Source organism: uncultured Shewanella sp. (genome assembly GCF_947501225.1).
GTDB lineage: Bacteria > Pseudomonadota > Gammaproteobacteria > Enterobacterales > Shewanellaceae > Shewanella.
Genome location: NZ_CANMUW010000001.1, coordinates 531165 through 556080, shown reverse-complemented (window position 1 = coordinate 556080; position 24916 = coordinate 531165). Strand labels below are relative to the sequence as shown.

Genomic DNA, 24916 nt, shown 5'->3' with positions numbered 1-24916 from the left:
GCGGCTAAGAATCAAATTTTACGACCCTGTCCCTTTTGCCGGTAATTAGGGCAGTCGGTTTAACTGAATTAGTGTAAAATTCACGGGTCCTCAACACCAAAAATTATCGTCGATGAGTAAAAACCAGATAGAAATCCATATTAAAGTGTCCTCCCTTGATGATGACGCAGCCGCGCTATTAGCCCTTGAATCTGGTTTATCGAAACAGATAATCAAACAGGCAATGAACAAGGGAGCCGTCTGGCTGACACGCGGTAAGCAGACACAGAGGTTACGCCGCGCCAAGAGAGCACTTAAGATAGGTGATGAGCTCCACCTCTACTATAACCAGCAGGTGCTCGCGCAAGAGGTCGAAAATGCCGAGCTTATCGCCGATGAGGGCCTGTACAGTCTCTGGTACAAGCCATACGGCATGTTGTGCCAAGGTTCAAAGTGGGGTGATCATACGACGATCAATCGTTATGTTGAGACCCACCTGACTCCGCAACGGCCTGCATTCATCATCCACAGGTTAGACAGGGCGGCCACAGGCCTGGTACTTATCGGCCACAGCCGACAAACAACGGCGGCGTTAGCCAAGTTATTCGAACAGAGGTCATTAGATAAATATTATCAGGTCATCGTTGAGGGGCAGTTTTCCCATAATGGCACCGGTGAATCTGTGACAATCGATAGCGAGGTCGATGGTAAGCCTGCCCGTTCGCACGCCACGCTGCTTAAATATGATGCATCACAAAACCGCTCACTCGTTCAGGTGAAGATAGAAACAGGGCGTAAACATCAGATCCGTATTCATATGGCATCTATCGGCTACCCTGTAGTCGGAGACCGCCAACATGGCATTGCAGATGACTCAGAGGTCAACCTGCAACTGACCTCATGCTACCTGAAGTTTCCCTGTCCGATTACGGGTAAACAGAGGGAGTTTGAGTTACCCCAAAGGCTCAGACCTGAACTGTAACGACGCTGACTCCTCATATTTAAAGAGCTGTTTCATATAAACCTCTTGCGCAGGGGAAGTCTCCCTAATCAAGGGCTTTACTGATAACGGTTACCTGACTGAACTGGCGATATCCGTCGCCGGAACCATGATAACCAAAGCCACTCTGCTTGGCGCCGACCCAGGGATTATCCCCGACACCAAAAACACTCTTATTGATGCCTATCATGCCGGCCTCTAAGCGGCTGGCAACCAGCTCAGTCGCTACCTCATCACGACCAAACACCACGGCACCTAACCCGTAAACCGTATCATTTGCCTGACACACTGCGTCATCGAGATCGCGATAACGTGTGATACAAATAACGGGCCCGAAGGTTTCCTCTCCGGCGATAGACATATCTTCTGTCACACCTGCCAGCACCGTCGGCATCACATAACCACTCCTTAGGTGTTTTCCTCCGAATAACAAACGGGCGCCTTTGCTTATAGCATCATCGATTTGATTGGCCACATGTAAGCTCTGTTTGCTGTGGATCATAGGTCCCATCTGCACGCCGGCTTCATTCCAGGGACCCACCCTGATCTTTTTCGATAACTCTGTTACCCGCAGCTCAAAATCATCGGCGATATCCTCATGTACAAACACCCGTTCGGTTGAGACGCACATCTGACCTGAATTATCCACACTATTACTCACCGCAAAATCGGCGGCGCTCTCAATATCTGCATCCCTTAACACGATGAGAGGGTCTTTGCCGCCTAACTCGAGAATCAATCGCTTCAGGCCGTCTGCGCTGCGCTTCATGATATCTATGCCAACGGCACGGGAGCCGGTAAAAGTGATCAGGTTGATATCGGCTTCTACCAGAGCCTTTCCCTGCTCATCCGCTCCGTGAGCTATTTGTAATACCCCCGCCGGGAGAAATTGGTTTAGCGTGTCTACGTAACACTGTGCTATCAAGGGCGTCTCTTCCGAGGGTTTTAATATCACAGTATTACCCGCCATCAGTGCTGGAATAACCATCCACTGGGGCATCGCCATGGGGTAGTTCCATGGGCTGATAACGCCGACAACGCCTAGTGGCCGGTAGGTTATCCGGGTTTGTGTAGTGTTAGTGTCGTGAACTACCGTCTGCAAGGCTGACTTAATCGCTTTAACTTTCCCCGCCATGCCATTGCCACAACTTCGAACCTCACCAATACCACTTTTCAAGGGCTTGCCCATCTCTTTACTCAGTATCTCACCAAAATCTTCGGCGTTATCCACTAAGGCCTGACCGGCATTCTCTAAACATTTAGCCCTGTCGTCTAAAGAGATCTCTCTCCATGTTTTCAGTGCCTCTCTTGCTACCCTAACCTGTTTATGGAGCTCCTGTGTAGACGTGACTTCGACCTCTCCGACGACCTCGAGCGTCGCGGGGTTTATCGATTTTAAGGTCCTGTTCATAACCCTCCCTCCACGGAACATTAATTGATATGCAAACGGGTCACTTACGGTTTTTTAAAAATGTACGCTTAACCGCAATCTTACCGCCTTTAAAGGTGAAGAGGTCACACCCCTCTATCTCGAGAGTTGAGCCATCCATGTTTGTTGCGACAAATGTCCATTCGCTGCAACCTCTGTCGGCGCTTACAAAGTGGCTGACATTTTCAAAACGCACATCCGGGAAATCATGCCAAACCGACATAAAACGTTTCTTAACCTGGCTATAGCCGGTATATCGGGTACCGAACTTCTCCTCCCCACCGGCAGTTTCAAACACACAATCTTGAGACATATAGGCCATGATCTTGTCGATGTCATGTGCATTCCACGCATCACTATATAAGCTAAGATCGTCACTATTCATCATCATTTCCCGACAGATATTCAATGACTAAACCTGCTCAGGAGCCAGAACAGGCTAAACAGCAAGAGTTATGAGTATAGCAACTACAGTCATTTTCGGGTTCAGCCCCATCATTGGGCATAAATGATTCAGGATAAGTGGGTCAGAGTTATTGCTGAACGACACTCGAGACCTGAGCGTCGCCTTGTGCAGGGACTTGGGTAATATCAGCTATGTCTCTCATCTATGCCCTGGAGTATGACCCAAGGTTGAGCGCGCTCCTCATAGATAGAGATCTTAGGGTTAGGTAATCTGAGGTTAGATTGCTCAGCGAGTAAAGAGTGCTCATCGGCAAAGTTCCCCATAGGGATCACCACATCCTTGGGGGCGACATCGAGAATAAACCATAATGTCGCGCCACAGTCGGGACAGAAATGAAAACAGACTTCAGAGCCACTATCTGCGGTGCGGCGATAGCTCCTGCTCTGCCCGGCAAAATCGACATTTGGGGCATCAAATCTAACCTGAACACCGAAGGCGCTACCGGTACGTTTCTGACATGCTGTGCAGTGACACACAGACACTCTCTTAGGCTCACCGATACAGGTCACCGATAGCTGACCACAGTTACAGCTGGCACTCCGGATAAGCCGCTTATCCTCACTATCTTGTTGCATCTTTCACTCCTTGAATGCCACTGATGCTTCACTCTATAACCGGCCGGACTCATACCCTTCGACTGACTCCGCCCGGCTCGATTTAAACTGGGTTAGCGTTAAGATATGCTCTCAACTTCTCCATCCCCGAATCAATACTCACCAGGGGCGAGTAGCCCAGATCTCTTTTAGCCGCCGAGATATCGAAGTAGTGGCTGGTAGAGAGTTGCCTCGCCACGAAGCGGGTCATCAAAGGCTCTTGTGTTTTGCCAAGCAGGCCATAGACAGTTTCGAGTAACACACCGACAGCATATGCCAGGTTAGCGGGTACTCGCTTATTGACCTCAGGCAGGTCAACACAGTTCAATATCTTGTTGAGCATGGCGGCCATGGTAATCGGTTCATCATTGCTCAGAAAATAAGCTTTACCGGCTGCAGAGGTATTCACATCGGTGAGGTTCTGCGCTGCGAGTATATGCGCGTAGGCAGCATTGCCAACATAGATTGTATCGACAAGTTTATCCTCCTGCCCCACTAACTTGAGCCGCCCGGCGCGGGCTCTTTCGATAACGCGAGGCACTAGATGGGGGTCTTCGGGCCCCCAGATCAGGTGCGGTCTTAAAGCGACCGTTTTTAGATCTGAGCCGTTGGCGTCGAGTACCATCTGCTCGGCAATCGCCTTAGACTCACCGTAATAGTTTAGGTACTTTTCGGCATAGGGTGCCGCTTCATTGACTCCCGCCTCATCCACGCCGGCAAAGGTGACACTTGGAGTACTGGTATAGACCAGATACTCAATATGAAGCCTCTTACAGGCGTTAATGACATTGGCCGCACCATCGACATTGGGCGAGAAGTAACTCTGTTTACTGCCCCACACACCGGCTTTAGAAGCCACATGAAACACCAGGTCGCAACCCTTCATCGCGTCGACAACGGCATCGGCATCGGCGATATCCCCCTGAACCATATCGACCCCCATGGCAGACAGATCCGGATAGGTACCACGGGCATAGCCGGTAACCTCTATGCCAGCGGCGATCAATCGCCGGCAAACAGCCTTGCCCAGAAAGCCACCGGCCCCGGTAACAAACGCCCGCTTAACCTGGCCTCTCAACTTATTGAGCGCCACTTGTTCATCAATATGATACGCATCCAGCGCCGCGACGCGATTTTTCAAAGGAGAATGACTGACTGACACCTGACTACTCCTTATGAGTTTTCTGAGCCCAAACGGCCAGTTTTTCACGGAAAATTTTGGCATTATGACGTATGTCGACCGGAAACTGAGGATGAATAAGGAAGCGCTTTATCCCTCTTGTTTGCAGGTGTTGACCGGCGATCTCGTTAAGCTCGGCGAACAAGCCCGCCGCCATGGCGCATCCAGGCGACTTTTCGAGCTCTATGCACAACAGAGGCACCGTTTCCCCCCCCACCTCTACACCGACCAAGGCGGAGCGTTTTACCTGTGGGTGGGTATTAAAGATCCGCTCACAGGGGATAGAGAAGTATCGGCCAGGTTCCCCCTTGGCACTTCGACTTGCATCTACCCGGTGCGCCTTACGGCCACACATCCAGAGCTTGCCTTCATCATCCAGATAACCTAAGTCGCCCATACGATGACGAATGCTGTTGCCATCATGGATCTTCGCTAATTGTGTGGCGCTGTCCCGGCAGTAATAACTGCGGCTGACCATAGGTCCCTTGACGACAATCTCACCTATTTCGCCCGGCTTTAACCTTAAACCTTCATCCCACCGGGGGATCGGCGCCTCGCTGATATCGATAATGGCGATATCGACCCCCTCTATCGGCTTTCCAACGCAGATACCACCACCGTTGTCGGTGACAGAGGTTGTTGCAAAAAGGGCCTCACTGCCAATTTTGCTTAGTGGCAGAGACTCGGTTGCACCATAGGAGTTCAGCACCTCGACCCCATCACTGAGCATCTGGCTGAAATGCTGAATCGAGGCGATGGTAGCTGGAGCACCGGCAGAGATAACCCGTTTTATGCTGGGTAATTGATGCGTATGAGACGATGTAACGCCTGCCCGCCCCAGTCGTTCGATCAGCGCCGGATTTACAAACATATTACTGCATTGATACTTCTCTATCGCGGCAAACAGATAATCCGGATTGGCGGTAATGGGCTTACTGGCATCCATCTCAGGTACGATAGAAGCCATCCCAAGGGCCGGGCCAAACAGAGAGAAGAGTGGAAAGGTCGCCAGATCCCGCTCACCCGGAGCGATACCATAGTCGTGTTTTAACGCACTTATCTGCGCTTCAAACATTTTATGGGAATACACGACCCCCTTTGGCGTACCGGTACTGCCACTGGTAAATAAAATGGCTGCCATCTCATCTTCATCGAGCCAGGCCATCTCATAGGAATCTTCAGGTGCAGTCCCACTCGCCCGACTTATCAGGGCATCGAGACTCACTCCGCCCCATAACCCGCTGCCGCCGACTGTCACAAGATGCTTAACCGATCCCTTCCCCCAGGAGAATAGCCTTCTGGCCATATGAGCCTTAGGAATGCCGATAAAGGCATCGGGCTGAGACTCGATGAAACACTGCTTAAGGTTCTTAACCCCCATCCCGGGATCCACAAGAATTGGAACGATACCGGCTTTAAAGAGTGCGAAGGTCAGAGTGAAGAAATCGATGCTGGGTGTCACCATCAACACGGCTTTCATGCCACGTTTAATGCCGTAGGCGTTTAACCCATGGGCGAGCTTATTGCTGCGCTTATCGAGCTCTCTGAAGGTCAGTTCCCGGTAATGCAGCGATGATTTAGCAGAAAATATTGAGCCGGATGCTTGCTGCACGGCAACGGCTAGCTCAGCTGATAAGTGCTCTGCGGCGTAATTCAGGTGACGGCAAAGATTAGCACCGGCTCCCCTATCCATTTTCGATGAGTCAGACATAATCGGTCACCTTTCCCGCTTTATTTATTCTCCGGCGGTTCAAATCAGAACCGCCGGAGCCTCTGGCCAGGTATGTTTAGCTATTATTGACAGGAGAGTTAGCCGACATAAAGTCAGTGACGTGGCCTACCACCTCATCCATTGCATCTTCGAGAATATAGTGCCCGCAATCGGCAAACTCATGCACAACGGCATGAGGCATCTCACTCTTCCACTGGTCGAGAAAGTGCTTATCAAACACAAAGTCCTGTAAACCCCAGCAGATAAGTGTTGGTACCTTAGCAAACTTCGGCAGGCTCGCCGCAATTTCAGAGACTAGCTCATAATTTCTATCGCCGGGTTTCAGAGGAATATCCTGAACAAATCTCAACGTCGATATACGATTTGCCCATGAATTGAAGGGAGCGACATAAGCCTGCCTTATCTCCTTCGACATAGGTTTACGTTTCACACCGACATAGGACGCGATAGAGGAGAAGGCATTGAAACCACGGACTAAAACTGTGCCTAACAGGGTATTTCGGCAGATCCACAGAGGCCAGGGAAAGGGCTTAGACGAAGGAAGATGGAAAGCACCGGTATTGAGTATGACAAGACGTTTAATTCTCTCGGGATAACGAGCGGCGTAGCCCATGCCAATCATTCCTCCCCAGTCGTGCACGATTAAGGTGATATTCTCCTTCACCTCAAGGCTTTCGAGCAGGGCTTCGAGATCGTCGATACGACTCTTAAGCGTATAGTCATAACCACTGTCATCGGGCTTATCCGATAAACCACAACCGATATGATCCGGCACGATACACTGATGATTGTCACGCAGAGCGGAAACCAGATTACGATAATAGAAAGACCAGCTGGGGTTACCATGAACCATGACAACAGGCTCGCCCTCTCCTTCATTCACATACTGTAACTTATTGCCGTTTCTGTCTAGATAGTTGCGCTTGAAGGGAAACAGAGTGTCTAACATGACGCTTCCTAAATATTCTTATTTTATGGCCGGATTAGGGGCCATCGACTATATAGTGCACATAGGGTGATTAAACTCACCCGGCAGCCATGAAAATCTATACTGCCGAGTCAACCACTCACTCCCCATAGTGATCACTGGTGTTTATCTGGAAAGTGTTACCACTTGATCCCAAGCATCATGCAGTTTAAACCACTACCTATGCCAAGGAAGCTGACCTGGTCCCCCTTCTGCAGGAAACCTTGATCATGAGCCATTGCTGCGGTGACAGGCAGAGATACTGTCCCCATATTGCCCAGCAATTGGTAAGTAGGAAACTCTTTCTCTTGAGGAATATTCAGTGCATCGAGCACCTGACGACGGTTAGATGCCCCAACCTGATGACAGATAACTTTATCGACCTGCTCAACCAGCCAGTTTCTCTGTTCTAAGAAGTGGCTCCAGGTATGGCGTGCAAGTTCAACCCCCTCTTTGAGCAGGGCGACACCGTCGGTGCGCATAAACTCACGATAGAGGTGTACCCCCGCCTCCTGTAAGCCCCACTGACAAAGATTGTGGTGCTCGGGAGCCGACAGATGACTCGCGCCCAACAGTTGATGTTGGCGTTCACTCTGAAGAGGCAGACTACCATCGGTCAATAGCACCGCAACCGCACCGGAACCACCGGTTAACGTAGCCAGAGACTGGGCATAGTTCTGCATGGTGGGCTCGGCGAGCATATTATCGATAGTGATATCGACAATGTGACGTGCCGACTCACAAGAGACAACTAAACCGGCTTTGATCTGACCCAGCTCGATACGATTGGCAATATCCAGGATACCGGACAGGACGCCTAAGCAGGCGTTACTGATATCATAGATTGCGGTGTCTTTCGATACGCCAAGTTCGGCGGCGATACGACATGCCGTGGCCGGTTCATGCTGATCACGACAAACGCCTGTATAGACGACAGCGCCGAGATCGCCAACCTGTATACCGGTTTCATCGATGGCTTTATGTGCAGCCGCTAATGCTCCGTCTGACAGTCTGTGACCTTTAGGCCACCAGCGACGCTCTTGGATCCCGGTTAATGCAGCCAGCTGGCCCATAGGAATACGAAACTTTTTATATAGCGGTGCCAATCGAGATTCTAATTCGGAAGTGGACACCACTTCAGGTGCCAGTTCATACGCCAGGCTATTGATAAATACTCGGGAATATTTCATGAAACAGTATTATTTCGCTCACTATATCGGCGCTTCGACAGCCAATAAATATTGTTATTTAGTGTTAACCCGACATTTGAGCAAGAAAAAGCTAATGATTCAATAAAAAACGGCCCAAGGTCCGATTTTTTCAACAATTAACTCTATGCTTAACTACAAAGTCACGGCTCTTTGATTAGAAAACGTTCACACATTAACCCGCCTCACCTTAATAAACAGTGACTTAGATTTTAATTTTTCGTAAAAGCCGTTTTCGCCTATTTTTTAGCCTGAATGAGTGCATTACGGGGGGTAACCCGCTCGGAACAAAAATGGTTGAGCGTGACACTATAGCCCTGCTCCTCAAGAAAGCAGACCCTATCCAGTAACAACCAATGCTCGAGCACAGAACGGAAGAGATGAGCGACCAGATCGACTCGTCGGGTCAAGCGCTGACGGGTTAACCCCAACTGCTCAAAATATCCAAAATCGACTCTATCTGGTAAATTCACCAACTTGGTCTGCGCAGCCCAGAGGCAAAAGTCGCTGAAATCTCCACTAAGCTGACTCTGCTTAACCGAAGGTATAGGCAGATATCGATCTTGGCCCCTGGCCTCTCGCTGCAGCGAGTCAAATCCCAGGCGCCATGCTATCTCCTTATGCCTCAACTGCTGTTGCTTGCTGCCGGCTATGGTGCTTTGCTGAAGTGGCAACTGTAGGTCATGCCGGCTCAATGTTAACTGGCTATTGCGACCACCGACACTGAGCCCCTCATACTCTTTGGCGCGAATGAGATGATAACAGCATGGCGAAAATGCGATATTTTTCGTTCCGGCTGCAGAAGCTAACTGAAGTAAGCGAACGTGAAGATCGCCACAAGCATGCAGAGCCACAGCCTGTTGCTCAGCCTTCAACTGACTCAGCTTAGCTTCAAACGCATCGCCGCAGATGAAACGCTGTGGCAGATGCCACTGCCTGGCAAAAGCTGAGCCCGCATCACACAGACTCTGTTGCCACTCGAGGCTGACAACTGGTCGATTATGCACCTTTGCAATGAGTCGCCCCAAATGGCCCTTACCGGCACACCACTCGAGGACCTCGCTGTCACACCGGGTTAACTGCGCCGTGAAGGCGCTGATCTGTTCAAACTTCCGCCCTTTAATACCTGCACTGAAGTGGGAGAGTGCTTTAGTCGGTAGCAGGTCAGCAGCAGGTTTATCGCACATAGGTGCAGAGATATTCAACAGGCTCAGATCCCACTCCCGGCCTGCATCCGAAAGATCTTGAGTTAAGGCCGGCTGTAGCACTGCAATCAGCTCTGACTGGACTCTGTCTAGATCATCGATCGCTTTATCAGGGATGGCCCAAACAGATTCGGCCAAATGGGGAAACTTATCCGCCCATGGCAGCGACGTGCAATCGAATGCCCTGACTTGCCACAGGTCTCGGCTTTGCAGCAACAGGGAGTTCAGTCGTTCAAATAGCACACTGTGTGAGGACTTTTTCGGGATATTATGCATAGTCTGAATAGTTGCCACTCGATTTTCGGGATATCTGAGATTGCGGTACGAGCTACGAGCTACGAGGTACGAGGTACGAGCCGGGATTATAAAGCAGAAGCCTTAGGAAGCATAATCAGAAAAACGTTACGCGGTGCGAAGAATATAAATCAACGGCGGTTAACTCTATCGCCGTCACCCACTTTTAAACAAAATGTCTGTAGGTGACAGCGTTCAGGCGAGTGCTAAACTTAAAACTAATGTGCTTTTTGCGTTTTCTTAACTTCCATACGCTTCCCCAGCCATACGCCTAAGCCTAAAGGAGCGAAGAATACGACGAAGAGAAAGAGGACGAAGTAGAGGATCAAACTCTTAAGGGTCTTGGTCAGCTCCTGAAATACCACCTCAACAGTATGTTTGGACAGCTCATCTAAATTAGCCGCTGCGGCAACACGCTCTCTTGCTACCATCTGCTCCAAAGCCATACGTTCACTCTTCACCATCAGCTCCAGTGCTTGCCGCTCTTTTGACAGTTGAGCCAGTTTGCTGTCCGTCGAGTCACTGAGTTGCTGTAACAGGGGGCTCAGTTCACGGCGCATATCGACCGCCAGAGCCTGCATCATCTCGGGACTTTGCGCCATCAACTCCTGAAATTTTGCCGATGTAACACTGATATGCTCCAGGGTCTTCTGTATCTCTTCGGCATTAATATTGGAGTGCATGGCATACAACTCGGCCTTCCACCCCAAAATTTTAGGCATTTGCGCCGAGATCATCGCCATACGCTCAGATATATCGCTCATAACCTCAGGCACAGAGCCAAAGGTTGTCACCGCTTCAAACTCGTTTATCTCTCTGAATTTCAACCAATCATTAAATGCCGACTTTCGACTGAAGGTCATCTCGGTTAGTGGGTTTTCGGCCACATACTGTTCGATGAATTCACGATTTTTTTTAAACTCCCCGGGCTTTAAAAAACCTTTCGCGGTCGACTCGAACTCAGATTGCAACGCCTGGCTGACCTCGACGACCCGTCGCTGCTGCGACCCAAAAAGCCTCTTCCCCGCGCCGTCTTCATAGAATGCTGTCATCTGCGCAGTAAATGCCCAGGTATCGACCATGGCCGCGACAGGTGAAGTTTGAAAAATTGTTCTCTGCAGTGCCTGTTCAGAGTAGATCTTCCACATCAAAGCATTTGATTTGAGGTAAATATCTTGCGATTCGACACCTTCGAATGATGCAATTTCATCGGCTGCTAGTTCGACCTGACTATAAAACGAACTACTGAAGTCGCGACTGAATACCCGCATATTGAGCTGTTCCTGAGGCAGAGGCTCGATACCACTTTCAAGCTTAACTTCCAACAGTGAACACGCCGTTGTAAACAGAGCCAGCATGCTCATAACCGTTAAGCGCAATAACACTTTCATAAAGCCCCCGATGTCTTTCAATCCTTTGAAAAGTTGAGATAAAAAATAGATATATAGATATGTAAGTTTAACTTACTCACCGCCTATTACCTATAACTGATGCTGTTATCGGTTATTCAGTGAGCCAATACTCATTAAACACTCAACTCTACAATCATCGTTCCGGGCCAGACTCTCCCCCACCAGAATAGCCACCTAACATTAATTCACCTTGAATACCATGACAAAGAACATTAAAATCCGCATCAATAAAAATATGGTTATCAACTAATAATAACGGATGTGACATGATTCAATCTCCTTGTGTGGCGAAGTGCGGTGTAAACGAAGACGATATCTGCATGGGATGCTATCGAAATATCGATGAAATCGTCGGCTGGAGTAAAGCCGATGACGCGTTCAAGGCCCAGGTCTGGAAGAAGATCCCAGGCCGTAAGGCGGAGTTAGGCAAAGGGGAAAATAGTCAAAAGATAAGCAAGGAGAGGTGGCAGGAGGTCGCGGCGCGCCTCGAAGAGGAGGCATTAGCTTAAGCTGGCCCCGAGTCCCTATTCACATGAGCATCAGAGCTCTTAATCCTGTCTCTGATGCGTTTCGGTCAACCGGATAACCCACGGGCACCAGATTAACTGGAGCCCAAGGGCCTCTTACTTCTTACTCATCATGCCCTTGAGATCGGCAAAAGGGTTATAGGTCGCAGCCTCAACCTCTGTTTCCTTTGTCGAACCGTATTGAATCAACTCCTCATACTTAGAGTGCTCATTATCGTGGCAATAGAGACATAACAGCTCCCAGTTAGAGCCGTCTGATGGGTTGTTATCATGATTATGATCTCTGTGGTGGACAGTTAGCTCACGCAGGTTGGCATTATTGAACTCTCGTGTACAACGCCCACAGACCCAGGGGTAGAGCTTAAGCGCCTGCTCCCGATAGCCAGTTTCTCGCTTCGCTTTATACTCTCTGGCTTCTGCCAATACTCTATCTAACTTACTCTGGCCTTGGTTTGCTGACATGGTTTTATCTCGACTTATGTTTGAACCTTGATTCATACCCATTGTTAAACGCCTCTCACAGAGGCTACGAATACGATAATTAATCGCTGAATGAGTGAATATAAAAAACAGCCCTGATGATACCATCAGGGCTGTTTTATTTTAACTGGGTTTTTGAGACAAAATATTTACCCTGTCCCGGCTTAACCTGTCTTTTAACCTAAGTACTCTGAACTGGACAGGTGCAGGTAATGAAGATACTTCTCATATTGAGTCACCACGTCGGCCAGGATCTGCTCTTCGGTGAAGCCCATCACATCATAATGTTGGCCACCATGTTCCAGGAACACCTCCACCCGGTAATACTCCGTTTCTCCCTCATCCAGTTCACTCTCGATAGGATTGATTATTGAGAATGCACGAATACGCAATCCATAGGCGAAGTCATCATACTCTTCGTTCGCAATGACGAAACGAATACGATTGTCGAAATGCAACACTTCGGCCGGGATCTCCTTACTGATAAAGCTCTCACACACCTTTTCCAGAGCCGGTGTAGCCACTTTATCCAGAAAATCCTGGGCATCTTTCTGGCTCGGGTGAGACACCAGAACATCGATATGATCTTCCCAATTCACGTTAGTTTTACTGAACTGCACACTGGTATTATGCAGCTGAACACTATTGATCTTAAGCCAGTCATCCTGCAGCGCCTTATATAAACCGAAACACATCAGGAGCATCACTAAGAGGAAAGGCAAGGCACTGGCAATCGCGACAGTTTGTAGCGCTTGCAGCCCCCCGGCAAGCAGTAACACGGAAGCCACGACCCCCTGTAGTAACGCCCAAAAGACGCGTTGCCATACGGGGGCATCGTGATCACCACCGGATGTCAGGTTATCGATAACCAGTGAGCCCGAATCGGAAGAGGTGACGAAGAAGGTCACAACCAAACACAGTGCAATAGTCGATAACACAAGAGAGAGCGGCATATGCTCGAAAAAGACAAACAGCGCCACCGAGACATCAGACGATACGGCATCGGTCAGATAAGATGCGCCATGGTTCATAATCGCATCTATCGCCGTGTTGCCAAAGACTGTCATCCACAGGAAGGTGAAAGCTGAAGGTACAAACAACACACCGACTAAAAACTCACGGATAGTTCTGCCACGGGAGACGCGGGCAATAAAAGTACCGACAAATGGTGACCATGAGATCCACCAGCCCCAGTAGAGCAGAGTCCAACCACCAATCCAGTCATTTTTCTGCTCATAGGCATATAAGTTAAATGTCTTGCCGACTATGTCGCTCAAGTAGGCACCGGTGTTTTGTACAAAAGCTTGCAACAGTTCGACGGTTGGCCCGAAGATCAGCACAAATAGCAACAGCAATACCGCTAAACCTAAATTCAGCTCACTGAGTCGTTTAACCCCTTTATCCAATCCTGAGAAAACCGAGAGTGTCGCAATCAGCGAGATGGCAACGATGAGTCCAACCTGTATATAGGTATTCACCGGCACATCGAGTAGGTAATGCAGACCGGAGTTGACCTGTAAAACACCAAAACCTAAAGATGTTGCCACACCGAACATGGTACCTAAAACGGCGAAGGTATCCACCGCATGACCTATAGGGCCATAGATACGCTCACCAATCAGAGGATACAGTGCACTTCTGGGAAGCAGTGGCAATTTATGTCTGTAGGAGAAGTAAGCCAGACTCAGGGCAACGACTGCGTAGATAGCCCAGGCATGGATCCCCCAATGGAAGAAAGTGATCTTCATGGCATCTTTGGCCGCCTGAATAGACTCGGGCGTCGCATCCGGTGGTGCCAGGTAGTGCATAACAGGCTCGGCAACACCGAAAAACATCAAGCCAATTCCCATACCTGCAGAAAACAGCATGGCTATCCAGCTTTTGTAGCTGTAATCGGGTTCGGCATGATCCGGACCTAACTTAATATCACCGAAACGGCTCACCATCACAAAGATTATAAATATCAAAAAGATGGCAACACCTAGAACGTAAAGCCAACCGGCTTTAAGCTCAAACCAGGATTGAGCAGATTTAAAAACAGCTTGTGCTTGTACAGGCCAAAGCGCACCGACAAGTACCATAAACGCAATAAGTAAAACAGATGAGAAAAAAACAGGAGGATTAATACTGGATTTTATCGACATAAAACTCTCGCAAATTAGCAAATAGTTGATACAACTCACTCAACTACAAGAGATTCCGGCCAACATTAGACGGTGAGGCATCATACAGTTTCTCGCAACTGTATCTGTGGCGGAAATCACAATTTGTGAACGCCAACAAAGGCTATATACTTGGCTTTTCGGCCAAGGTTTCAAGCTTAAATTTGATTAAAAAGCTAAAACGACAAATCCCATTCAATAGCGACCAAATCTTGAGAATTTAATCTGCTCCGGCACTATTGAATACAATCTGTCTATACACAAAGATATGTATACTATACATGAAATTCGGCTTTAAATCTGAGCAGAGTTCATATAAACAGACAAGCGGCTAAGTAGCCGCTTGTTTTTAAAGGTTTTATTTTTATTAAATTGACGAAGTACCAACAGTTAAAGGTTAAGGTCTTTCTCCATCTCCTCATAGGAGACATGACGTACATCCTTTCCCTTCACGTAATAGATGATGTACTCACAGATATTCTGACAACGATCCCCCACCCGCTCGACGGCCCGCGCAGCCCACAGTACATCTAACACCTCAGGTATGGAGCGTGGATCGGCCATCATATAGGTCATCAACTGACGGATGATCCCCTCATACTCCTTATCTAACTTAAAATCCTCTTTGTGAAGCTCCAGCGCAACTTCGGCATCCATACGAGCCAGTGCATCCAGTGTTGCATTAAGCATTCGCGTGGCATGACGTCCCATGTTCTCGATGCTGACCAACAGAGGCTGCTGATTTTTAGACCGTTTATCCATCGCGGCTTTGGCTATCTTAACGCACGCATCGCCAATACGTTCCAGATCGGTAATGGTTTTTGAGATGGCCAGTACCAGGCGCAGATCACTGGCCGCCGGCTGACGCTTGGCTATGATGCGGGTACACTCTTCATCTATGGTCACCTCCATCCCATTAACCTTATGATCGCCCTCGATGACTTTCTGCGCTAACTCAGAATCCAGGGTGCTCAACGCATCCAGAGACTGCTCTAATTGACGCTCGACTAATCCACCCATGGCTAACACACGATTACGGATATCATCTAACTCGGCATTGAACTGTCCCGATATATGCTTATTTAAATTCATATTTTCCATTGCAAATCACACCTTTTATATTCTATTAAACCTGACAACTAAGCGTATTAATCCCGATATGAAACGGCTCAGTTATCCGTATCGGCCTGTAATGTAATCTTCCGTTTTCCGCTGCCTCGGCGTGGTAAATATGGTGTTAGTATCGGCATACTCGACCAACTCGCCCATATACATGAAAGCGGTCTGATCAGAGACCCGCGCCGCCTGTTGCATGTTATGGGTAACGATCACTACCGTGTATTTAGATTTTAGATCGGTGATCAACTCCTCAATCGTCAGTGTCGAGATGGGGTCGAGTGCAGACGTCGGCTCATCGAGAAGCAGTACCTCCGGTTCGATGGCGATAGCGCGAGCGATCACCAGACGCTGCTGCTGACCACCAGAGAGACCGAAAGCGTTGTCATGTAGTCTGTCTTTCACCTCATCCCATATTGCTGCGCCACGCAGTGAGCGCTCGGCCGCCTCATCCAGCTCCCGGCGATTATTCACCCCCTGAAGGCGCAGTCCATAAACCACATTTTCATAAATTGATTTTGGAAATGGATTTGGCCGCTGGAACACCATGCCGACATTTCTGCGCAGAGAGGCAACATCGACCTCTTTATCATAGATATTCTGTCCATTGAGTAAGATCTCACCACCGATATGACAGTTATCAACCAGGTCATTCATCCGGTTGATACAGCGCAGCAGTGTAGACTTACCACAACCACTGGGACCGATAAATGCTGTCACCTGTTTCTCGGGGATCTTCATCGACACATCGAAGAGCGCCTGTTTCTCACCATATTTCAGATCTAAGTTACGGATCTCCAGGGCTGTCTCTTCCTGGCTCAAATTACTCAGATCGATTGAGTTTGTGTTCATAGCAGACTTATCTATGGAAATCATTTTATATCCTATCACTTTAACAGCACGGCTTCGCCGTCCTATTTATGCCACTGCGTGGCGATATTTGTTCGTTTTAATGCTCAAGAGAGCGATACTTCTCACGCAGGTGGTTACGAACACCGATTGCAGTCAAGTTTAATGACACTATGACTGAGACGAGCAGGAACGACGTCGCATAGACCAGAGGTCTCGCCGCCTCCACGTTCGGACTCTGGAAACCTACATCATAAATATGGAAACCTAAGTGCATGAACTTACGTTCAAGATGCACGAATGGAAAGTTCATGTCGATTGGCAAAGTCGGCGCCAACTTTACGACTCCCACCAACATCAGGGGAGCCACCTCACCCGCTGCACGAGCAACGGCTAAAATTAAACCGGTCATAATGGCCGGGCTCGCCATGGGGATCACGATTCGCCAGAGCGTCTCGGCTTTAGTTGCTCCCAGGGCTAAGCTCCCCTGACGCACGGCGCTGGGAATTCGACTAAGCCCCTCCTCGGTCGATACAATCACAACCGGCAGTGTCAATATGGCTAAGGTTAATGCCGACCAGAGCACGCCAGGAGAACCGAAAGTCGGGGCAGGCAACGCCTCCGGGTAGAAGAGTTGATCCAAGGAGCCACCAAACATGTAAACAAAGAAGCCCAGACCGAACACACCATAAACAATCGAAGGTACACCGGCCAGATTAATCACCGCAATGCGGATCATCTTAGTTATCGGTCCTTTCTTAGCATACTCATGCAGGTAGATTGCAGCGATAACGCCAAAGGGGGTCACGATAACCGCCATCAAGAGCACCATGAAAACGGTACCGAAGATAGCCGGAAACACACCTCCTTCGGTATTAGCTTCTCTGGGATCGTCACTGATAAAGCTTCCTACTCCCGCGAACCAGTGGCCAATTTTACCTATCATGCCTATGCGGTTGGAGTAGGTCACATCGAGAATAGTATCGAGTTTCAGTACAACCTCTTCGCCACGCATATCTTTAATAATCACCGAATCCCTTGCCGCTTCGGTTCTAAGGGCAAAGAACGACTTTTCCAGCACCAGATAATCTGCCTGTAGGGCCGCTTTCCTGCTATCGAGCTCCGCCTTGCGCTCATCAGTCAGTTGCCCATCGAGTTCATAACGTCGCTCCTGCAAACGCAGCTTTTCCAGGGCATAGTTGATGGAGCCGATCTCACTCTTTTGCAGTGTTACGGCTTTGTCGTTAAGCGCAACGGCGCGCTCGATATGTGCTTCAAATGAAGCTTCGATATCATCGGGTGCCAAGCGCTGTCCATTTTCGACAATCGCGATGGGATAACCATAAAAGTCACCATTTTTGCTTCTCTCGATCACCGCAATATTTTCCGGTTTAGTGCGAGAGATGATATCTGTCGCCAGTATCCAACGAAAATCCAAGCCGACAAATTCACGGTTACCGGTTTTCACCAGATAACGGGTCACGGTTTCACCGGGGGGCTGCTCAAACACATGTCCAGCTGAAATAAGGCGTTCGGTTGGTACCTCCTCTCTATCGTATATCTCACCAATCAAGGTGTAACGATTACCCTGGGGATCATTGAGCTCCCATTGATATATCTCTGCCGGCCAGAAATAGCTCAGGCCACGCCAGGCAATCATCAACAACAAACCCAGTACGGCAATTAAGCTGATGCTTACCGCCCCACCTGTCATCCATATCCATGGCGAACCGGACTTAAACCACTTACCCATGACAGTTACTCCCAAACACAACTTCAGGCTCGAAAACAGATATATTCATGTTCATATTTTCAGTCATCATTTTTTACTCATTAAAGAGAACTGTAACGTTCGCGCAGGCGCTGTCTTACCACTTCGGCAATCGTGTTGAAGAGGAAGGTAAAGATAAACAGCACAAAAGCAGCCAGGAAAAGAACCCGGTAATGGGAGCTGCCGATCGCAGACTCCGGCATCTCTACGGCGATATTTGCGGCCAGGGTACGCATTCCCTCAAACACACTCCACTCCATGATGGCGGTATTTCCCGTAGCCATTAACACAATCATAGTTTCACCCACGGCGCGACCCAGCCCCATCATCACCGCAGAGAAGATCCCCGGGCTGGCTGTAAGCAGAACCACACGGGTCAATGTCTGCCAGTTGGTCGCCCCCAGCGCTAAACTACCGTTCGAAAGGTGGCGAGGCACCGAGAACACGGCATCTTCGGCAATAGAGAATATGGTAGGAATAACTGCAAAGCCCATCGCAATACCGACAACCAAGGCATTACGCTGATCGAAAGTGATCCCCAGCTCATTAGTGATGAACATACGAGAATCCCCATGGAAGAATGCGACCTCTATGGCCGGACTGATTGCGAAAGAGAGCCAGCCGATAAAGATGATCACAGGCAGTAGCATCAGTTCCTGGTAGGTCTCAGGCAGACGCTGTTTCCATTTTCCGGGCAAGTTGTGCCAGATAAATGCCGTGGTCAGAATCGACAGTGGTAACAGCACCAGCAGAACCAGGATGCCCGGCAGATTATCTTCTATCAAAGGTGCCAGCCATAAGCCGGCTAAGAAGCCCAGGATAACTGTGGGTAAGGCCTCCATGATCTCAATCGTCGGCTTCACAATGGAGCGAATCTTCGGCGACATGAAATAGGCTGTGTATACCGCGCCGGCAATAGCCAGTGGCGTGGCAAATAACATGGCATAGAGTGCAGCCTTCATCGTGCCGAAGGCCAATGGCATCAGGCTTAGCTTAGCCTCAAAATCATCTGAACCTGACGTCGATTGCCAGACATACTTAGGTTCCGGGTACCCCTCGTACCAGACCTTACTCCACATCGCACTCCAGGAGACTTCAGGATGTGAATTGTCGACGGCAAACAGGTGCAACTTGGAACCCGACTCGACTACCAGAGCGTTGGCTCTTGGGCTGAAACCTATCTTACCGGGGTTCTTCAGATCGAATGTCTCTGAAAAGAGTTCACGCTCACTGGTCGTATAAAGGAGTGTCAAATCCCCCTTGTCACTCACCGTCACGAAGCTCTTACGATAAAACTCACTGGCAACACTGGCGATCGATGAGCCACTCTCAAATGTACGTATCTCCTGATATTGGCGTCCACGCTCACCGTTAACCTGAAAGTATTGCACCACCAGCCCGGAGTCGTAACTGACCAGAATTGAACTCGCGCCGGCGAGAAGACTTACATCGGTAACTTTAGCCCTGGCAAGCTCAAGCTCTAGGACTTGCAGCAGGGAGATATCATCTGCATCACGAATATCATAGATAAAGAGTTTATCGCCGCTTCGCAACATCAGTTGTCGCTGATCAGGAGACATTAACCTTTGCTGAACACTCACAGGGGCATCGTTAATCAAGCCGGTAGTCGAAGTCCACTCGACCTCCTCGGTCATCATGTTCTCTTCACCCTCTTGGCGGGTTAGATGCCACACCTTTGCCTGGTCTTGGTAAGCGAAGCTCATCTTCTCGCTGTTATAACCGAAGGTAAGGTTATTAAGCGGAGCACCGTTCTCATCGACGGTCAATGGTTGCGCACCTGCCGGATAACGTAAGTCAGGCGTGATGACTCTTTGGTTATCAGGATAAGTAACACCAAAGTTAATACCGGCAAGAATCAGTTGGCCGTTGCCGAGCCCCAGGGCGAACCTTTGCTCACTGGCAACAGAAGCCGCACTACCTACGACCTCTACCCCCTCGGGGATCGAAAGCCTTTCACTCTCAATCAGGTTTCCATGTTTTGCATCGTAAAAGTCTACCTGACCGGAGTCAGATACCCGGTAGATGATCTCGTTCTGCTCATCACTGCCGACCATTAACGCAGGACTGCTATCACCGGCGATATCGACGCTAATCTGTGGCGTGACCTCGGCACCATCAAAAATGGGCTTAACGACATACAGGAGATAGAAGAAGATCAACAACAGGGCGACAAACACCATGGTTCCGCCAATCGTCACCCCGACCTGAGTCAACTTATCCTGAATCGCCCTTCTACTCGAGCCTTTACCTATCAGTAGGTTTTTAGCCTTAGGATCAGGTTTTATTACCTGAGTTACCATTGGAACCTCGTTTATTAAATAGCCAGTAGAGTTTTCACTGGGATTGTTTCAACTGCTGTGCTAACAATAGGTTAGAAACACTCTCATTATTTTGATGCGTCGAATTATATGACGTAAAGATGACACTAGTGTGACAGCGTTCGAACCCAGAGATAATATTTAATCAAAGGAGTAAAATCAATATGTTACGATACTTGGTCACCTTGCAGGTTGCAGACAGAAAAGGGTTAGTCGAACAGATAGCACATGCCGTGAGCCGTCATGGTGGTAATTGGCTCGATTCAGAATTGCGCCACCTCGATGGAATTTTTGCCGCTATCCTCCTGTTAGAGGTCCCCGCCGCTAATTGGGATCTGTTGGCCGAAAACTTAGAGTGCATCGAAGGCTTGAGCATGACCTATGCTAAAACCAGTAAAAACCCGAATCAGATTAAACACCTAAGCTTTTCACTGGTTGCCTATGACAGACCCGGTCTGGTACATGACATATCAAATAAGATCAGTGCCCTGGGCATCAACATCGAGCACTTCAGCACCCGCTATGAGAGCGCCAGCCATACGGGTGTCCCCCTGTTCAGGGCCAGTTTCGATCTGGGAATAAAGCAAGCGGAACAGGAGGAAGCACTTATGAGCGCGCTTTATGCCATAGGTGATGATGTGGTGCTGGATAGGCTGGCCGGTTAACGACAAATTATATAAGCCCACGAGGAGAGTGAGATTCGCTCTCCCTCTCCGATACCCTCCCTCTTTTAGCAATCTAATAAATCTATCAGGGAACACATAAACAATCTGTTAGACTAGCGAATAAAGGAGAAGATCAACCGCCTCGGCGCAATGTCTTGCTCAACACTATGCACAATCTCAGATAAGTATGTTTATGCCAGGAACCGCTATGTTAGGTACAATCAAAAAAATGCGCGCCACGCTGGATGAAAACGCGCAAGTTCAATATCAGTTGCCCATCGGAGATGAGCTGTTAGCCATGAACCCTCTCATAGGCACAACAGTAACTTTGACCCATACCGGAAAGATCTGCTGCAGTAATTGCGGAAAGCGAACGAAGAAGAGCTACTCACAGGGACACTGTTTTGTCTGCATGAAGAAGCTGGCAAGTTGCGATATGTGTATCATGAAGCCGGAAACCTGCCACTTTGCCCAAGGCACCTGTCGCGAACCTCAATGGGGTGAAGATAACTGCTTTGTCCCGCACTATGTCTACCTGTCAAATACCTCCGGGCTCAAGGTGGGGATCACCCGTCACACTCAACTACCGACTCGCTGGATAGATCAAGGGGCAACCCAGGGCTTACCCATTTTAAAAGTCTCGAGCAGACAGATCTCAGGCTTGGTGGAGGTCGAATTGGCGAAGATGATCAAGGATAAGACCAACTGGCGAACCATGCTCAAAGGTAATGCTGAGGATATCGATCTCAAGGCCCAAGCTGCCGAACTGTTGCCACTAGTTGAAACTAAGATCCATGAACTCTGCATGACATATGGCGAATACGCCATCGAGAAGCTCAATGAAGATATTCAGGAGATCCACTTCCCGGTCAATGAGTTCCCGACCAAGATAAGCTCACATAATTTCGATAAGGATCCGGTAGTAAGCGGAGTCCTTTTAGGGATAAAAGGCCAGTACCTTATCTTCGATACGGGCGTCATTAACCTGCGTAAGTTTACCTCCTATGAGATAAGTGTCGGATAATCGACCACTATCATAAGCCGGTACCTCTACGATAAGAGAACTGGCTTATTTTCTAACAGTTCAAACATGGCTCAGACACCAATTGACTTCACCCGATAAACGGCCATAAAAATTCACATAACAGCTTTATTTACAATTAGTTACATTAGCTCCTCCTCATTGATTTTTCAGCAATATCCTTCCTCGCTAACCTGTTAATTTTGAAATATTTGTTAATCGGATCCCATTTGAGATATCGGAGTTACACCGGCTTCACACTTTTGTAACCACCATGTTGTATTTGAGTGCTATTTATCACTTAATATCTATTAGATTTTTCTTATGTCTAATCGAATTCATCCTAGGGTGGTTTTCATGAAAATGACAATAAAAGCTAAATTAATCATTTTAGTAGGTGCCTTACTCGTTGCTGTTTCCTGCTATTTCATCGCCAACATGGTGGTGATTGAACAAGCGGTGCTCAAACAGGAAAAGCTTAACATCAGCAATAAAGTGGAAAGCTTAGTAAAGCAGAATCTCATCGGACAGGTAGATACCCTAAGCCGCTCGGTCAACGACTTCTACCAACAATCCAGGGTCGAAAACATCAGGCAGGCGCTGGGCGATGAGATTGTCATGTTTCGCAATATCATCAACCGCATGTATGAGAATAACCTCACCGATGACCCCGATATGATGGTCTATACCTTCATCAACGAATACCAATGGGGAAAGGGGCGTTACCTGTTTGCCTATGATGCAGATACCCTGACCAATGAAGCCGCCGGTATCGGTGGCGTATCTATGGGCAACAGCCGCGATGTTGTCGATGAAAAGGGCAACTATTACGCCCGAAATATTGTTGCAGCGGCGAGAAACAATGAGATAGGTTTCACCAGCTACTTCTTTTCAAACCCAACTACCGGCAGGGTGGAGGAGAAGCTTTCAGCCTCCTTCTATTTTGAACCTCTCAACCTGGTAATTGCCACCGGTGAATACATCAGTACCCTCAGGCAGGACAAGATAACAGCCGCACTACAGACCGTTATGGCGGCAAAATATGGTGAAAATGGAGAGTTTTGGGTGCAGGATGCAAACGGTAAAATTCTGGCCCACTCCCAAAAAAACCTGATAGGCCAACAAACAGCAAATGCGGAGCTGGCCAAGCGTGCTTTGGGCAACCAAGCCGATGCCTTTGTACTGCTTCCGCTCAGTTCCTCGGCAACCGATAACGCCGAAGCCAAGATCTCATACGTCAGAAAAATTCTCCCCGAATGGGGTTGGGTCATAGGTACCGGTGCCTATGAATCTGATGTTACCTCTATTCAACAGGGTCTGGTCGAGGGAACCCGTGAGATATTTGACAGTAAAATCTACCAGAGCATCGCGGTAGCGAGCTGCCTTATCGTGATCGCACTCATTTTCTGTGTCTGGCTGCTGAACAAGATAATCACCGATATGATCATGCTGAAAAAACGCATTGAGACCCTATCCACCGGTGAAGCCGATCTCACTTCCAGGCTGGAGATCGCTACCCGCGACGAGCTGGGAGACATTGGCCATTCGGTCAATAACTTTATCAGCTATCTCCAGGCTATGATGCTCGATATCTCAAAATCATCCAAAGAGATCACCGAGGGGATATCACAGCTTAACAGCCAATCGGAGCGAAACAGCCAGGCACTCAACAGCCACACCTCGGAGACAGAGCTGGCGGTGACGGCGATCACTCAGATGAACGCCTCGGCCGAAGCCGTGGCGCATAGTGCGGTGCAAACCGCATCGAGCACCCAACAAGCCAACGAAGAGGCTAAAGCCTCTAAGGTCACGGTCGTCGATGCGTCAAACAGTGTCATAGCCCTAGTGGAGGAGATGAATACGGCGACCAGCAGCATCAATACCATGAGCGAAAATACCAAGCAGATCGTGGAGGTACTCGACGTAATAGGAGGCATCGCCGAGCAGACCAATCTACTGGCACTTAATGCCGCCATCGAAGCCGCTCGCGCCGGAGAGCAGGGACGAGGATTTGCGGTAGTCGCCGACGAGGTTCGTTCACTCGCCTCCCGCACACAATCCAGCACCGCTCAAATTGAGGAGATCTTAACCACACTGCGCCGCGATGCGGCAACGGCTGAAAAAGTGATGACCGAGACTAAAAACAGCTGCCAGAAAGTCGCCGAAAATACATCCCGGGTAACCTCGAGTCTGGATGCCATGACCGGCTCTATCGTAGAAATTAATGATTTGGGTAGTCAAATTGCGACGGCATCCGAGCAGCAGAGTGCGGTAACCGATGAGATCAGCCGCAACATGCACACCATAGAGGCCATGGCGCTGGAGTTGTTGAAGAACGGGCAGCAGACCGCGCTGAGTACACAAAACCTCTCAGCAGCAAACGAGCAGCTCAATGAACTGGTCAGTAAATTTAAACTGGCGTAATTCAAATATCTGCTTGCCGACGTTTCAGTTTCATTAAGTTAGGTTCAGGGTGTCACCATAACAGGCACCCTGAATAGATTAGTCTGAATAAAACAGC

At 48.9% G+C, this 24916-nt stretch carries 21 protein-coding genes; 5 read left to right on the top strand and 16 right to left on the bottom strand.

Features of this window, described 5'->3' with window-relative positions; all coding sequences use genetic code 11:
* Nucleotides 1–112 precede the first annotated feature (112 nt).
* Entirely contained in the window at nucleotides 113–961 is an 849-nt protein-coding gene (locus tag Q1B47_RS02290) for an RluA family pseudouridine synthase (protein WP_299787975.1), read from the top strand.
* Nucleotides 962–1025: 64 nt separating this feature from the next.
* Here the strand turns inward: Q1B47_RS02290 and Q1B47_RS02285 are convergent, their stop codons facing one another.
* The 10 genes from Q1B47_RS02285 to Q1B47_RS02240 all read right to left on the bottom strand — a co-directional run bounded on the left by Q1B47_RS02285 (nucleotide 1026) and on the right by Q1B47_RS02240 (nucleotide 11733).
* Nucleotides 1026–2390, bottom strand: coding sequence for an aldehyde dehydrogenase family protein (locus Q1B47_RS02285; RefSeq protein WP_299787972.1), 1365 nt, complete (start codon nucleotides 2388–2390; stop codon nucleotides 1026–1028).
* A 40-nt stretch (nucleotides 2391–2430) separates the two neighbouring features.
* A complete protein-coding gene (locus Q1B47_RS02280) occupies nucleotides 2431–2793 on the bottom strand; it encodes a nuclear transport factor 2 family protein (RefSeq protein WP_299787969.1) in 363 nt (120 codons plus the stop codon).
* 206 nt (nucleotides 2794–2999) lie between these two features.
* Entirely contained in the window at nucleotides 3000–3449 is a 450-nt protein-coding gene (locus Q1B47_RS02275; RefSeq protein ID WP_299787965.1) for a GFA family protein, read from the bottom strand.
* An 82-nt stretch (nucleotides 3450–3531) separates the two neighbouring features.
* Nucleotides 3532–4629: a 2-alkyl-3-oxoalkanoate reductase gene (oleD, locus tag Q1B47_RS02270; RefSeq protein ID WP_299787962.1), complete on the bottom strand. Its 1098-nt coding sequence runs from the start codon at nucleotides 4627–4629 to the stop codon at nucleotides 3532–3534.
* A gap of 4 nt (nucleotides 4630–4633) precedes the next feature.
* A complete protein-coding gene (oleC, locus tag Q1B47_RS02265) occupies nucleotides 4634–6358 on the bottom strand; it encodes an olefin beta-lactone synthetase (RefSeq protein ID WP_299787959.1) in 1725 nt (574 codons plus the stop codon).
* Nucleotides 6359–6434: 76 nt separating this feature from the next.
* Nucleotides 6435–7328, bottom strand: coding sequence for an alpha/beta fold hydrolase (locus Q1B47_RS02260; protein ID WP_299787956.1), 894 nt, complete (start codon nucleotides 7326–7328; stop codon nucleotides 6435–6437).
* Between the two features lie 158 nt (nucleotides 7329–7486).
* Nucleotides 7487–8536 carry a 3-oxoacyl-ACP synthase III gene (locus tag Q1B47_RS02255; protein WP_299787954.1) on the bottom strand — a complete coding sequence of 350 codons (1050 nt, stop codon included), beginning with the start codon at nucleotides 8534–8536 and terminating at the stop codon, nucleotides 7487–7489.
* Nucleotides 8537–8793: 257 nt separating this feature from the next.
* Nucleotides 8794–10035, bottom strand: a complete 1242-nt coding sequence (locus Q1B47_RS02250) for a methyltransferase (RefSeq protein ID WP_299788784.1) — start codon at nucleotides 10033–10035, stop codon at nucleotides 8794–8796.
* Between the two features lie 236 nt (nucleotides 10036–10271).
* Nucleotides 10272–11444 (bottom strand): chemotaxis protein, encoded by a 1173-nt coding sequence (locus Q1B47_RS02245; RefSeq protein ID WP_299787951.1) that lies wholly within the window; start codon nucleotides 11442–11444, stop codon nucleotides 10272–10274.
* Nucleotides 11445–11598: 154 nt separating this feature from the next.
* The gene (locus Q1B47_RS02240) at nucleotides 11599–11733 is read right to left on the bottom strand and encodes a hypothetical protein (RefSeq protein ID WP_299787948.1); all 135 of its coding nucleotides are present in this window, start codon (nucleotides 11731–11733) and stop codon (nucleotides 11599–11601) included.
* Between Q1B47_RS02240 and Q1B47_RS02235 the strand changes: the two genes are divergently transcribed.
* The gene (locus tag Q1B47_RS02235) at nucleotides 11732–11974 is read left to right on the top strand and encodes a DUF1289 domain-containing protein (RefSeq protein ID WP_299787945.1); all 243 of its coding nucleotides are present in this window, start codon (nucleotides 11732–11734) and stop codon (nucleotides 11972–11974) included. The genes Q1B47_RS02240 and Q1B47_RS02235 overlap by 2 nt on opposite strands.
* A gap of 114 nt (nucleotides 11975–12088) precedes the next feature.
* On the opposite strand, the gene Q1B47_RS02230 is transcribed toward Q1B47_RS02235, so the two are convergent.
* From Q1B47_RS02230 to Q1B47_RS02205, 6 genes are all read right to left on the bottom strand, one after another.
* A complete protein-coding gene (locus tag Q1B47_RS02230; RefSeq protein WP_299787943.1) occupies nucleotides 12089–12454 on the bottom strand; it encodes a YajD family HNH nuclease in 366 nt (121 codons plus the stop codon).
* A 194-nt stretch (nucleotides 12455–12648) separates the two neighbouring features.
* Nucleotides 12649–14616 carry a BCCT family transporter gene (locus Q1B47_RS02225; RefSeq protein WP_299787940.1) on the bottom strand — a complete coding sequence of 656 codons (1968 nt, stop codon included), beginning with the start codon at nucleotides 14614–14616 and terminating at the stop codon, nucleotides 12649–12651.
* A 408-nt stretch (nucleotides 14617–15024) separates the two neighbouring features.
* The gene (gene phoU, locus Q1B47_RS02220) at nucleotides 15025–15735 is read right to left on the bottom strand and encodes a phosphate signaling complex protein PhoU (protein ID WP_299787937.1); all 711 of its coding nucleotides are present in this window, start codon (nucleotides 15733–15735) and stop codon (nucleotides 15025–15027) included.
* 72 nt (nucleotides 15736–15807) lie between these two features.
* Nucleotides 15808–16626 carry a phosphate ABC transporter ATP-binding protein PstB gene (pstB, locus tag Q1B47_RS02215; protein WP_299787934.1) on the bottom strand — a complete coding sequence of 273 codons (819 nt, stop codon included), beginning with the start codon at nucleotides 16624–16626 and terminating at the stop codon, nucleotides 15808–15810.
* Between the two features lie 73 nt (nucleotides 16627–16699).
* Nucleotides 16700–18352, bottom strand: a complete 1653-nt coding sequence (gene pstA, locus Q1B47_RS02210) for a phosphate ABC transporter permease PstA (protein WP_299787931.1) — start codon at nucleotides 18350–18352, stop codon at nucleotides 16700–16702.
* An 80-nt stretch (nucleotides 18353–18432) separates the two neighbouring features.
* Nucleotides 18433–20691: an ABC transporter permease subunit gene (locus Q1B47_RS02205; RefSeq protein ID WP_299787928.1), complete on the bottom strand. Its 2259-nt coding sequence runs from the start codon at nucleotides 20689–20691 to the stop codon at nucleotides 18433–18435.
* Between the two features lie 182 nt (nucleotides 20692–20873).
* Here Q1B47_RS02205 and Q1B47_RS02200 point away from each other — a divergent pair, with 182 nt between their 5' ends.
* The 3 genes from Q1B47_RS02200 (at nucleotide 20874) to Q1B47_RS02190 (ending at nucleotide 24819) form a co-directional block, all read left to right on the top strand.
* Nucleotides 20874–21374 (top strand): ACT domain-containing protein, encoded by a 501-nt coding sequence (locus Q1B47_RS02200; RefSeq protein WP_299787926.1) that lies wholly within the window; start codon nucleotides 20874–20876, stop codon nucleotides 21372–21374.
* A gap of 208 nt (nucleotides 21375–21582) precedes the next feature.
* Nucleotides 21583–22398 (top strand): DUF2797 domain-containing protein, encoded by an 816-nt coding sequence (locus tag Q1B47_RS02195; protein ID WP_299787923.1) that lies wholly within the window; start codon nucleotides 21583–21585, stop codon nucleotides 22396–22398.
* Nucleotides 22399–22752: 354 nt separating this feature from the next.
* A complete protein-coding gene (locus Q1B47_RS02190) occupies nucleotides 22753–24819 on the top strand; it encodes a methyl-accepting chemotaxis protein (protein WP_299787920.1) in 2067 nt (688 codons plus the stop codon).
* Nucleotides 24820–24916 lie beyond the last annotated feature (97 nt).